Source organism: Desulfobacterales bacterium (assembly GCA_030066985.1).
In the GTDB taxonomy this organism is placed as follows: domain Bacteria; phylum Desulfobacterota; class Desulfobacteria; order Desulfobacterales; family JAHEIW01; genus JAHEIW01.
Genome location: JASJAN010000022.1, coordinates 35,708 through 48,538, shown reverse-complemented (window position 1 = coordinate 48,538; position 12,831 = coordinate 35,708). Strand labels below are relative to the sequence as shown.

Below are 12,831 nucleotides of genomic sequence, written 5' to 3'. Positions count from 1 at the left end.
AATGCGCTGGCTTTAAAATAGGGTTATAGTTTATCGGCTCGGAATGTATTACAATCCAGAACACTACCACTTTTCAGACCCTGTTTAAACCATCTTACACGTTGGGCTGAGCTGCCGTGGGTAAAAGAATCCGGCGTCACATACCCTCTGGTTTTGCGTTGCAGACGATCATCACCGATGGCACTGGCTGCTCCCAGAGCCTCTTCGATATCCCCTTTTTCCAGAACCTGACGGGCCCGATCAGCATGATGGGCCCAGAGCCCTGCAAAACAATCCGCCTGCAATTCCTGCATGACGGAAAGCCTATTGCCTTCCACCTGACTGACGCGCATGCGGGCCGAGTGAACTTTTTCCGATATCCCCAGCAAGGTTTGAACATGGTGTCCAATTTCATGGGCGATGACATAGGCCTGGGCAAAATCACCCGGTGCACCGTGCCGATTTTTAAGATCTCGATAAAAACTCAGATCAATGTAGACTTTTTGATCAGCCGGGCAATAAAACGGCCCCATGGCCGCCTGGGCAAAGCCACAGGCGGATTGCACCGCACCGGAAAACAAAACCAGCTTGGGCTCCCGATAGGTTTTGCCCATCTGGCTGAACAAGCCCTTCCAGGTATCCTCGGTATCGGCCAATACCACAGATACGAATTCGGCCAGCTCGTTTTCAGCCGCGGGAATTTGTCGCGTGGTTTGCTGGGTGTTGATGCTGCTGGTGGGCCCCTGCTGGCTTAAAAAGATGCTGGGATCGATGCCAAAGTACATGGCGATCAGCGCGATCACAACAATCCCTATACCGCCCCCCGCGGCTTTGCGGCTCACACGTACCCGGCGTCGATCCTCTATATTGGTGCTTCTCCTGCCACTTCTCCATCGCATAGCGTACCTCCGGAATGTTGGGATATCTCGATAAAAGTTCTTTTATATTATTTGCACTTTTATACGGAAGACAAGTTCTGTGCCAAAATACGGATTCCATCCTGTTAGATAGTCAAACTATTTAAAATGATAAAGTATTTGAAATAGTTGGGTTAATTAACCGATATTTTGCCAAAAAAATTTGTCGGGAAATCCCCCAGAAGCAGGGCATTCAACCCAAAGGAAAAGGGGCGGCAAACCATTTTGGGTCAGCGCTGATGATACCTTTTTTAACGGCTTTTGGCTAAACGCCAATACCTAAGTGACCGATCTTTAATGACATGACGAAGAAAATGCCCCCCGACGGGATCATCAGCTTAAAAGATACTGCCAAAGACATTTGTCGAACCGTATTTCGCATCGCCTTTTGTGTTGGCGCCTTGTTTGGCATCACAGGTGGTATGTATGCCTATGTGGCCCATTCCGAGTCACAGAAATCGTTTGTCGCCTATGATACGGATAATTGGCCAAATTCATTTCCAATTTTGATCGAACGTGCTCAAGAGGACGGTCATCCGGCAGTTCAGATAGATTTTTGTTATCTAACAGAGGACGGGACTGTCGAACAAGAATTATATCAGATTCCCGGTAACGGTCAGGTGCAGATTGATGAATATGACAGCGGCTATTACACCGTCGAAGCGATCTCAGCTAGCCGCACACAGGTAACCCTGAATTTTTGGACGGGCGGTGGTGATGGAAAAGTCCGCTATATTTATGAAATTGAGAACAGTCGCGTCCATCCGCAATCCTATCAATTAATGGCGTATTTCGGTTGGATGTTTAAAGCGCTACCGCTGGGTTTTCTGGCGACTGGCGTTTTCATCTTTATTTGCAAACTAATTTATAATTTGATCAGCGCAAAAATGGCTGTTCGCAGGCTCGAACACCTGAACTAGCACGTTACCATTTCTTGGCCGTGTAATGCATCAGGTCTCACAAAATGGTGACCCCAACTATCCACCTTATTTGAGCGCCCGAATCAGCGCATCAGCAACGACATCCGGCTGAGTAAACAGGGCTTCATGACTGCCGTCAACTTCAATCAAATGCACATCCCCCAAGCCTTGCGCCATCTCCGTGTAAGCCCCCGGTGGCAAAGAAACATCGTCTTTGCACAAAACGACACTTATGGGTAATGTCAGGTTGTCAAAATCTTTGGTGTCAACCGGAGTTGTAAAAAGCGCCAGGGGTTGCGGCACCAATTGAGCGATCAACGCATCCTGCATGGCCCTGGACTCGCCGCCCATGAGTTGATAGCGAACAAAATCTTCCATAACCGGAACACAATTATCGGGCGAGGCTTTGGCGGCAGCTGCCATGCCTTCGGCGGCTTCCGGGGGCACCAAATCAAATTGCCGTTGCCCATCGGGTAGCACAAATGCATTCAGGAAAATGAGTTGTGCAATTTTATCAGGCGCCAGGGGCGCTGATGACTGCAGCAAAAAACCGGCACTGGAATGACCGACCAGCACCACCGGAGTGGGTTGCCGATTCAAGGTAGCGATGATTTTCTTGACATAATCATCAAATTTGATTTGAGAGCGTTTCTCCTCCGGGCGATGCCCTGGCATCGCAGGCGCTTCGGCCGTATGCCCCGCCTTCTCGAGTGCTTTGATAACGCCCTTCCAGCACCATGGTCCATGCCAAGCTCCATGAATCAATACAAAATGCTGTCCCACAGCCGACTCCTTTGACTAGCGGTAAAAACCAAAAACCCCATCTCTCACCTTGAGAAATGGGGTTTGATCATCAACTCATGATACCCTCCGCGGGTTATCCGTTGTCGTGACGCGGCATCGTAGGATTGAGCCACTCATTACTTATCAATCATCTGGTGTGCTGTCAAAAGTATTCTGTTGGCGTTGTATCACAGAGCATTGAATCGTGAATTCAACATCTAAAAAGACCCTCATTTTCCCAGACTGGGAATTGGCCCCAGTGTTCAAGCTCATTTTAAAGTGTGCCGAGGTGCGCAACAGAGCTGGCGGATTTCGCCTGCGACTTACCCGACATGCCAGTTCGCAAGGTATGATTTTAAGCAGGATCAGCTATGAATTGAAATTGGGCAAAAAGGAAGCGTGAATATTAAGGCAGGCTTTCTGTTCTATTTCTGCCATTTTTTTTCGCAAGATAAAGGGCCTGGTCAGCCTTGTCGATCAACTCATTTAGCATCGTCTCGGTATCACTTTTTCCAATCTCAATTATATGAAAACCAAGAGAGATGGTTATTCTGACAGATGCATCCTCAAAGCAGAACTCAAAATTTTTAATCGCCTTACGGATACGCTCGCACTGCTCAAGCATCCCTTCGTGGCCAATCTCACCGCGCGGTAAAATAATAAATTCATCGCCACCATAGCGGCCGAAAAGATCTTCAGTGCGTTTATTTTCAATGACAGTGTTGGCAAACTGCGCCAAGACGAAATCACCACTTTGATGACCGTATATGTCGTTTACCTGCTTAAAGTTGTCTACATCCATCAGGATAACGCCAACCGGCAGCTGGTGCCTTCTGGCATAAGCCATTTCCATTAAGGCAAGTTTGGTAAAGTGATAGCGGTTAAATATTTCCGTAAGCGCATCAAAAGAAGCTCGGTGTAAAAGGCTTTCCTCCGATCGGATTTCAGTTTCAGTCTTATATTCAATTTTCATTATTGAATAGCCCAGCTGAAGGGGAACACCGGGCGGCAGAGCAGCGCGACTTACTTTGCGAGCATCAACGTATGTACCGTTGGTTGAACCTTTATCCTCAATCGTAATCGTATCTCCGGTCCATTCGATGACGCAGTGAATACGGGATATCCGTTCATCTTCAATGCAAATATCCGCCTGCGACGATCGGCCAATTGTCGTAGAACCGTTTTTGAGCTTATAGCGGCTACCACTGTTGTTGCCAATGTAAATCACCAAATGGGGATGGCGGTCCTCAGCGTGAAGAAAAGATTTTTCTTCAAGCGTGGCTGTTTTAGCCAGATCTAAAATATGGCTCTTTTCCATAGACAATGACTACCGGCACAAAGTTATGCGCGTTGCCGCACAGCTGTTTATAAATTATTAGAGAATCAAAAATTGTTATAATTGTAATAACTTAAAGCAAGACTCGTTTTTTTATTTATCGGGATCTTGAAAGCAAACTTTAGAAATTGATGAATTAAATGAAGCTTTTAAGATGAAATTTAGTATATGGTGGAAATCCGGATACTTTCCCCATAGATGCTAAAATAAAAGCCTTCAGATGGATTTTCTGAAGGCTGTGGTATGTGGTGCCCGGGGCCGGAATCGAACCGGCACGGTACTTTGTACCGAGGGATTTTAAGTCCCTTGCGTCTACCATTTCCGCCACCCGGGCGCTTGAGCGCGTTTTCTTGTAAAACGCCAAAATGATAAAAGGTCTGATACCTGAATAAAGGCGGGTTTTCAAGATCTAATTGGGCGCAAGCGCTCATTTAGCGTTATTTCTTATTGGTTATTGGAATTTGGAATCTAAGATCCCATCAGAGCAGATCTTTTCCCGCTTAAACGATGCGTCGATATCGACAAAATAAGATTTTTTATAGAGACGGGATAATATTTTATGGATTTGGATTTAGTGCATGCTGGGGTTTGGAGAATTCGAAACCTTTTTCATTAAACAGCGTCAAACAGGCATTGACCACCTGTTCATCATAAAGCTTGCCCTTGTTCTTGAAAATTTCATCCAGGGCTTTATCCAATCCGATCGAGGGACGGTAGGGCCGGTGCGATGCCATGGTCTCAACCACATCGGATACCCCCACAATGCGTGCTCCAATCAAGATTTCTTTGTGCCCGAGCCCATGAGGGTAGCCAGAACCGTCCAAACGTTCATGGTGCTGTAAGAGGGTCTGGGCAATCGGCCACGAAAAATCGATGCCTTTTAAGATATCATAGCCCACTTTTGAATGCGCCTGTATCATTTTCCTTTCGATTTCTGTAAGCTGTACCGGCTTGCTCAGAATTTCAGCAGGAAGTGATATTTTACCGATATCATGGATTGATGCCGCCATGTATATCCCCTCAACATCACCACGGGGCAAATTGATCTCTTTAGCAATGGCCTGAGCCAGCTCGGCCACCCGGTGCTGGTGACCGGATGTGTAAGGATCCCGCATCTCAACTGCCAGGGCCATGGCTCGGATGGTTCCGTCCATTACTTTTTTGATATGATCCAGACTCAGCTGCAGTTGCTGCTGCATGCCTTTACGATTGGTAATATCCCTCAGGGAAGCCAGATAGGCTTTTTTCCCTTTCCACTCAGTCTCAATAACGCGCATTTCAGCCACCATGGTAGTGCCATCACCAATAGTGATATCCAGCTCGGTGGGTTCTTCAGGAGAAATCAAATGCTCGAAGGTCTGACCCACAAAGTGCTCTGCTTTGGTTCCGAAAATGGATTCCGCCGCCGGATTCATGAATCTCACAATTGCGTTCTCATCCAGGATTAAAATACCATCCGCATTGGCATAAATCATACTGCGGAAATTGATTTCGCTCGTATGCAAGGCTTTTTCAGTTTCGCGACGGCTGACAACTTCCTTACGCAGCTTTATATTGGTTTTAAACAAGGCATCCGTGCGCTCCTCCACCAAATTTTCCATTTCCAGGTGAAGTTTGCGCAAATCCAATTCTGCCTGCCATTTGGCGCTCAAGGCAGTTGCGAATTGTATAATTTCCTGGCGATGAAACGGTTTTTGCAAATACAGCAGCTTATCAGGCGCATCGGGTTGCTTTTCTGTTGAACCCGGATGGGTGCGGATAAAACCGCTAACCAGCACAATATTGGTATGCGGGTCCAGTTTGAGGATTTCTTTTGCCGCCCATTCTCCATCCCGGCCAGGAGGCATTTTTAAATCAAGAAAAACAACTGCATAAGACTGCTTGAATTCCATGGAAAGTCTGACAGCTTCCACCGCCTCTTCACCCTGAGAGCAGCAATCAAGTTCGAAAACAGCGGTGCTGTTATTTTTTTTGGCATCTGAGTTTAAGATTTGCTGATAGAGGTCCAAAATGGCCGGATCGTCGTCAACAGCCAGGATACGGTATTTTTTGGGGGGCATATCTGTCATGGCAACGGGTTGGCTTGGCGTTTAATGACATCAGATAATAACGGCCGAAACTGAGCGTAAATATATTTAATATCAAAAATAACTATTAATTACAATACCTTTTCCCTGGGTTGAACGTTTCAAATTTTAAAAGATGACATCATATAAAGGATTATGATCTTTCTTTTATTTAAAATTTGAAATCCTGCGGACATGCCCATCTTACCGCATCTACTGTGTCAAATGCCGTTTGGCATAGTCAACTATAGCCAAACAACATTTTCCTTGTATATGCGGCAACCTAAACAAGCGTTCAACCCAGGTTTCTTGGTTGAACGTTTCAAATTTTAAAAGATGACATTATATAAAGGAATACGATCTTTCTTATATTTAAAATTTGAAACCCTGTGGGCTTATCGATCTTTATCCTCCACCTGTATGGCGGACTAGCGCATCTGCAGTGTCAAATGCCATTCCGCATAGAAAACTATATTGGTCTTCGCTTTCAGCTACGCCCCAACAAGGCGGAACGACATCTGCAGTGTAGCTTTGGGCTTCGCTTTCAGCTTCGCCCCAACAGGGCGGCAATCCTCCAGAGGCGGATCTTCGACCTCGACAAGCGCTCAGCAATTGTACCATGGCTGAGCGTTTCAAAATTTTAATAAAGGGATGACGGGCAACAGCTTGTCAAAAATCAATGGATTTGTTAATCATCTGGGATGCATAAAGCGGTACAACATAACAAGCTAATTCTTGCTTCCAATTCTCCGCGGCGACGAGATCTATTAGCACAGGCGGGGCTTACTTTTTCTGTCATCCCCAGTGACGTCGACGAGCAACGGGTGACAATATCTGATCCGGATGATTTTGTCAGAACACTGGCTGAATCCAAAGCAACCGATATATCTGAAAAACACCCGGATAGCTGGATCATCGGGGCCGACACCATTGTGTGCACCGAGCAGCAGATTCTGGGCAAACCGGATTCTAAAGAAGCTGCCAGAGATATGCTCAGACGCCTGAGCGGCAAAACCCATCAAGTTTATACTGGATATTGTATTTGTTGCAAAAGCACCGGACGGCTTTTTACGGATGTCGTCAAAACGGACGTGCGCTTTAAAATTATCTGCGATGCGGAAATCGAATGGTATATTCAAACCGGTGAACCGTTTGACAAAGCCGGTGGCTATGGAATCCAGGGCATTGGGTCTGTTCTGGTAAAAAGTATCAATGGATCCTATACCAATGTGGTTGGACTGCCTGTTTGCGAGGTCATGAGCTTTCTGATTGAAGAAGGTGTGATTGCTTTAGATTTTTAACCTTCATGCTTATGTTTAGAATCTAAAATGAAAGAGAGACTGGATCAAATAATAGAGCGTATCCAACGAGCGGCGGAGGGCTGTGGACGGGATGCGGGGTCCGTGCAACTGGTTGCGGTCAGCAAAACCATTGCGCCTGACAGGGTTCGAGAGGCGCTGGAGGCCGGCGTCACTATTTTGGGCGAAAACTATGTCCAAGAAGCGCGCGATAAATTTCAGGCCCTGGTTCAATACCCTGTTTCATGGCATTTTATCGGTCATTTGCAATCCAACAAGGCCAAATATGCGGTGCGGCTTTTTGATCTGATTCATTCGGTGGATTCGCTTAAACTGGCTCGTGAACTCGACAAGCAGGCCGCTAAAGTGGATAAAATTCAACCGATCCTGATTCAGGTCAATATCAGCGGAGAAGATACAAAATCCGGAATTGCAACAGAAGAGACAGCTCATTTGATCACAGCGGTCAGCGAATTAAAAAACCTGTCCATCAGGGGGCTGATGACCATGCCGCCCTACTTTTACCAGCCGGAAAAAGTCCAGCCATTTTTTGCCGCCTTGCGCCGACTGCGCGATGACATCCAAGATCACTGCATCTCGAATGTGTCCATGGAAGAGCTGTCCATGGGGATGACAGGTGATTTTGAAGTAGCCATCCAAGAAGGCGCGACACTGGTGCGAATCGGCACGGCCATCTTTGGAGAAAGACAATGAAAGTTTTGTTGCATATCTGCTGCGCAAATTGCGCTGTATACCCTGTTAAAACAATGCGGAAAGAGGGCCTGGCGGTGATGGGTTTTTTTTACCGCCATAATATCCACCCTTATACCGAATGCCAGAAGCGTCAGGAGGCCCTGGAAGTCTTCGCCGAACAGATGGATGTGAAAGTCATTTATCAGGAAGGGTACGATCTGGAAGGGTTTATTCAAAATGTCGCTTTTCGGGAGTCCGAGCGCTGTCAGTATTGCTATCATGACCGCCTGCGCTCAACCGCCCTGGTCGCCAAGCGCGGGAAATTTGATTATTACTCATCCACATTGCTATACAGCAAAAAGCAGCAGCACGACTTGATTCGGTCGATGGGCGAATCCATCGGCAAATCGGTGGGGGTGCCCTTTCTTTATCAGGACTTTCGCGCCGGCTGGAAAGAAGGCATTGACTGTTCCAAGGAAATGGGGCTTTACCGCCAGCAGTACTGTGGGTGTATATATAGTGAAAAAGAACGGTATTACAGAGAATAAAAATGGATCTTTTTCCGCTGAGCTGCGTACTCCGCGGGTTTCTGCCTTCGACGTACTCAAAGTACGCCTCAGGCAAAAACCCTTGTGCGGCCTTGCTCAACGAAAAAATCTCTCATTTTAAAAATTGTTTTTTACCTTTATACAGACTTTAACAACTAATAAATTAAAAGACGCCATTCTATACCAGTCAAGATTATAATATAAACTTGCGGAATGCGAAATTAAAGTTTCAGAGTAGTTTCAAAGTCTGTTTCGTCTTATTGGTTTGATTGCTTGAATTGAGTCATATGTTTAATGACGAATCCAACCAATTAAACATACAAAACCAATCGAACGAATTGAGCAATTCTGAAAATATATGTTTGGAAATTTTCTATACTTCATCGTTGTCCTGCTGATTTATCTGACCTATCAACCGTCAGAAGAGACCAACTTTAGCGGCCTTGAAACCGTCACGCTTTTCATTGGTTTTATTGTCCTATTCTTTTATTTCACCACATTTTTGTTTCGCAGACTCGAAAAGCGAATTACGAGTAACGATTTTGCTGCGCTGGACGCGCAATTTCATTCTACTTTAATGCGGCAGTCCATCATGGCGGTTCTGATTTTCGCTGTTGATATTTACGGCCTCAGTCTGCCATCTTTTTTCATCGACATCCCCATATTTTCAACCATTCCAACCCTTGAAGCGTTGCTGTTTCTGGGTCTTTTTGTGTTTTATCTCGCGCTCGTTTGGACTTGCGCCTATGGACCTTACAAAAAGCTTTACCGCAGCGACATCTCCCAAAAATCATATGTTCTTTCCAATATTACCTTTTCCATACCGGTATTGCTGCCCTGGCTGATTCTTTCCGGCTTCGCTGACTTGATTAAGGCCCTGCCTTTTGAATGGCCGGCTCATTTTCTTGAGACTACCGAAGGTGAGATCATTTACTTTCTTCTTTTTCTAGTTGCAGTGGCGGTGGTCGGCCCGGCAATGATCCAAAAATTTTGGCGATGCAAACCGCTCGAAAGCGGCGAGCATCGCCAGCGCATTGAACGCCTATGTCGTAAAGCAGGCATTGCCTATGCTGACATTCTATACTGGCCAATATTCGGCGGTAAAATGATTACAGCCGGCGTAATGGGTTTAATCAAAAAGTTTCGCTACATCCTGGTTACCCCTTCCCTGCTGCGACTACTCGAACCCGAAGAAATTGACGCTGTCATCGCTCATGAAATCGGACATGTTAAAAGAAAACACCTCATGTTTTACCTGATGTTTTTTGTCGGCTATATGCTTTTGTCTTACGTGACCTTTGATATCATTCTTTTTGGTATGGTTTATGCTGAGCCCGTTTACTGGTTGATTAATAAAACCGGTTTTGACCAGACCACCATCTTCTCAGCCCTTTTCAGCCTTGTGATTATCGTTGTTTTTTTGGTTTATTTTCGCTTCATTTTCGGATTCTATATGCGCAATTTCGAACGCCAGGCAGATACGTATGTATATTCTCTTTTTGATTCAGCAAAACCGCTCATCTCTACACTTGAAAAAATTGTGACCACCAGCGGGCAATCTGCCGACCGACCCAACTGGCACCATTTCTCTATTCGGCAACGTATCCAGTATTTACAAAAATGCGAATTCGACAGACGCTGGATTCGACGCCACGATCAGAAGGTGAAAAAGAGTATAGGTGTTTACCTTGTCGCCATATTGCTGATTGGTCTTGTGGGATATCAACTCAATATGGGGGTTATCGGCAGCAAGATGAATCAAAATGTGTTGGAAAAAGTGATTGTCAGAGAATTGCAAAAGTCACCGGATAATCCAAATTTGTACCGGCTCATGGGAGATCTGCACTACGAGCGTGAAGATTACCAGGGTGTAAAAGAAGCTTACGAGAAATCCCTTGCGCTGCGATCAGATGATGCGCATGTGCTCAACAACCTGGCGTGGTTTTATGCGACCTGCGAAGATATATCGCTTCGCGATCCTGAAAGATCTTTGCTGCTGGCCAAAATGGCGATTGGGCTCAACCCATCATCCCATGTGTATGACACTTTGGCGGAAAGCTATTTTGTCAATGGATTGCACGCTGAAGCCATTGAAGCCGGTGAACAGGCGTTAAAGCTGGCGAAAGGAAATCGGTCTTACTACAGAAAACAACTTGAAAAGTTTCGAAGTAAATCTAAAACCCCTTAAATCGCATGTCAAAAGCACTTATTCTGTATTTTCTCCAGTGCTTTCTGCTTTTGTTGTTTTTAGATAATTAAATACTTTTTTCCCGCCGCCGACCACCAGCAGAATACCAACTAAATAAAAACAAAAATAGATAAAGACCATATAGGGGCCAAAGTGCTCAATCTTCTTTATTTCCGGCATAATCTGGGGAATCCGAAAGAAAACTCCGATACCGGCCATCAGCAGCAAAAGACCCCAGATCAATTGAAATGTGGATTTTTGTTTATTTTCCATGAGCAAATCTTCTGGTCACTGGCGACTGCCAGCAGCCGGGTTTGCTTAATCCTTCAAACTGCCTTTGAAATCTGCTTTGCGCTTTTCAAGAAATGCGGCTGTGCCCTCTTTGGCGTCGGCGCTGCCATAACACATGCCAAAGCCCTCGACCTCAATGTGAATGCCGGTGGCCAAATCCGTATTTAAACCGTGGTTAATGGCCTGTTTTGCAGCCCTTAGAGAGACTTTTCCTTTGGCGGCAATCTCCCTGGCGGTTTGCATGACTTCAGCCATCAATTGATCTGCAGGAACCACTTTATTGGCCAACCCGATTTTTTCGGCTTCGGCCGCAGAGATCATTTTACCGGTGAAGACCAACTCTTTGGCCCGATTGGCGCCAATTAAACGCGGCAGACGCTGCGTGCCGCCAAACCCCGGAATTAGCCCTAAATTGATTTCCGGTTGACCGAATTTAGCGTTTTCCGAGGCATAAATAAAATCACAGGCAATCGCGATTTCTGTGCCGCCACCCAAGGCAAACCCATTGACAGCTGCGATCACAGCGATTGGCAACGCCTGCAGTCTGGCGAAAATGGCATGCCCGTTTTGAGCAAAAAGCTTGGCTGTCAATGAATTATAAGTAGCCAGTTCGGAAATATCGGCCCCGGCCACAAACGCTTTGTCACCAGCACCGGTAAGGATCAAAACCCGAATCGTTTCATCAGTCTCAATGACGTCCAGGGCCTGTGATAATTCTTCCAAAAGGGCGGCATTCAAAGCATTGAGGGCTTTAGGTCGATTAAAGGTAATGGTCGCAATCCCTTCGTCAACCTGATAGATGATATTTTCGTATGCCATAAGATATCTCCTTCCCTTGCATTAATATAAGTAAGTCTCAGATAAAGTACTAAACAAACTTTGTCAAATTTTAAATCGAAAGGATTTATTTTTGGTTGCTGCGGCTTTCGCTGGAGGCTGCTATATAAATGGCTGATAGAATGATAACACCACCGACCACTTTATAAACCGTCAGGCCTTCGTCAAAAAGAAAATAAGCCATAATCGTGCTGCCGATGGGCTCGCCCAGCAGGCTGACGGCGATGAGGCCGGCACTGAGCCACCTCAAAGCCCAATTATAGGTGCTGTGCCCCATAATTTGGGCAATGAGCGCCATGCCCAAAAAAGCAGCTACTGTACCGTGACTAAAGCCGGTTATCGGCATTCTTAAAACCAGCACGATAGCCCACAGAATAACTGCTGCACTGCCATAACAAATGAAGATATAAGCCAACAAAGACAGCTTACGCCGCAAACTGCGGCCTAAAAGTAAATAAATGGCAGCACAGATACTGCCGGCCAGCGCAAGTCCGTCGCCCAATAGCGCTTTTCCGCCAGTGGCAAAATCACCGTAACCAATGATGGCGCCGCCGATCACACTGATGCAAATGCTGTACACTGCCGCCCGTTGAACCCGTTCTTTGGCAATAAGAGGCGTTAACAGGCCAACCCAGAGCGGGTTGGTATTGACCAGCACGACGCTGTTGGCCACCGATGTGTAATCCAGCGAGGATATCCAGGTTGCAAAATGAAGGGCCAGAAAAAAACCGGAGATGACTGCCAGTTTTAGATCCTGTTTTGATAGACTTTTAATTTCCTCACGGGCTTTCCACCAGGTAATGGGCGTTAGGATAAGCGTTGCCAGACCCACACGGTAGGCAGCGATGACCAGCGCGGGCGCATCTGCCAGGCGCGCGAAAATGGCGCCGGTAGACACAGCCAAAGTGCCCACGATCAGGGCCAGATAAGGATTAAAAGGCGGAGCCATATCGGATGGTTTGTCCGTCATTGAAG

General features: G+C 46.3%; 12 protein-coding genes and 1 tRNA gene. 5 read left to right on the top strand and 8 right to left on the bottom strand.

The window, feature by feature from the left end; genetic code table 11:
• Window positions 1-23: 23 nt before the first annotated feature.
• Complete coding sequence (locus QNJ26_12495; GenBank protein ID MDJ0986354.1) at window positions 24-878, bottom strand: neutral zinc metallopeptidase; 855 nt, start codon at window positions 876-878, stop codon at window positions 24-26.
• A gap of 332 nt (window positions 879-1,210) precedes the next feature.
• Here QNJ26_12495 and QNJ26_12490 point away from each other — a divergent pair, with 332 nt between their 5' ends.
• Window positions 1,211-1,816, top strand: coding sequence for a hypothetical protein (locus tag QNJ26_12490; GenBank protein ID MDJ0986353.1), 606 nt, complete (start codon window positions 1,211-1,213; stop codon window positions 1,814-1,816).
• A gap of 66 nt (window positions 1,817-1,882) precedes the next feature.
• Here the strand turns inward: QNJ26_12490 and QNJ26_12485 are convergent, their stop codons facing one another.
• The 4 genes from QNJ26_12485 to QNJ26_12470 all read right to left on the bottom strand — a co-directional run bounded on the left by QNJ26_12485 (window position 1,883) and on the right by QNJ26_12470 (window position 6,004).
• Window positions 1,883-2,599 carry an alpha/beta fold hydrolase gene (locus QNJ26_12485; GenBank protein MDJ0986352.1) on the bottom strand — a complete coding sequence of 239 codons (717 nt, stop codon included), beginning with the start codon at window positions 2,597-2,599 and terminating at the stop codon, window positions 1,883-1,885.
• A 406-nt stretch (window positions 2,600-3,005) separates the two neighbouring features.
• Window positions 3,006-3,917, bottom strand: coding sequence for a GGDEF domain-containing protein (locus tag QNJ26_12480; protein MDJ0986351.1), 912 nt, complete (start codon window positions 3,915-3,917; stop codon window positions 3,006-3,008).
• Between the two features lie 264 nt (window positions 3,918-4,181).
• Window positions 4,182-4,269: transfer RNA gene (locus QNJ26_12475), tRNA-Leu, on the bottom strand.
• Between the two features lie 223 nt (window positions 4,270-4,492).
• Window positions 4,493-6,004: an HD domain-containing protein gene (locus tag QNJ26_12470; protein MDJ0986350.1), complete on the bottom strand. Its 1,512-nt coding sequence runs from the start codon at window positions 6,002-6,004 to the stop codon at window positions 4,493-4,495.
• Window positions 6,005-6,702: 698 nt separating this feature from the next.
• Here QNJ26_12470 and QNJ26_12465 point away from each other — a divergent pair.
• From QNJ26_12465 to QNJ26_12450, 4 genes are all read left to right on the top strand, one after another.
• A complete protein-coding gene (locus tag QNJ26_12465) occupies window positions 6,703-7,302 on the top strand; it encodes a Maf family protein (protein ID MDJ0986349.1) in 600 nt (199 codons plus the stop codon).
• Window positions 7,303-7,329: 27 nt separating this feature from the next.
• Window positions 7,330-8,013: a YggS family pyridoxal phosphate-dependent enzyme gene (locus tag QNJ26_12460; protein ID MDJ0986348.1), complete on the top strand. Its 684-nt coding sequence runs from the start codon at window positions 7,330-7,332 to the stop codon at window positions 8,011-8,013.
• A complete protein-coding gene (locus QNJ26_12455; GenBank protein MDJ0986347.1) occupies window positions 8,010-8,540 on the top strand; it encodes an epoxyqueuosine reductase QueH in 531 nt (176 codons plus the stop codon). The genes QNJ26_12460 and QNJ26_12455 overlap by 4 nt, the downstream gene beginning before the upstream one ends.
• 358 nt (window positions 8,541-8,898) lie before the next feature.
• Window positions 8,899-10,728 carry a M48 family metalloprotease gene (locus QNJ26_12450; GenBank protein ID MDJ0986346.1) on the top strand — a complete coding sequence of 610 codons (1,830 nt, stop codon included), beginning with the start codon at window positions 8,899-8,901 and terminating at the stop codon, window positions 10,726-10,728.
• 18 nt (window positions 10,729-10,746) lie between these two features.
• Here the strand turns inward: QNJ26_12450 and QNJ26_12445 are convergent, their stop codons facing one another.
• The 3 genes from QNJ26_12445 to QNJ26_12435 form a co-directional block, all read right to left on the bottom strand.
• The gene (locus tag QNJ26_12445; protein ID MDJ0986345.1) at window positions 10,747-11,001 is read right to left on the bottom strand and encodes a hypothetical protein; all 255 of its coding nucleotides are present in this window, start codon (window positions 10,999-11,001) and stop codon (window positions 10,747-10,749) included.
• A 45-nt stretch (window positions 11,002-11,046) separates the two neighbouring features.
• Window positions 11,047-11,838 (bottom strand): enoyl-CoA hydratase-related protein, encoded by a 792-nt coding sequence (locus tag QNJ26_12440; GenBank protein ID MDJ0986344.1) that lies wholly within the window; start codon window positions 11,836-11,838, stop codon window positions 11,047-11,049.
• A gap of 85 nt (window positions 11,839-11,923) precedes the next feature.
• Entirely contained in the window at window positions 11,924-12,826 is a 903-nt protein-coding gene (locus QNJ26_12435; GenBank protein ID MDJ0986343.1) for a DMT family transporter, read from the bottom strand.
• Window positions 12,827-12,831: the final 5 nt, after the last annotated feature.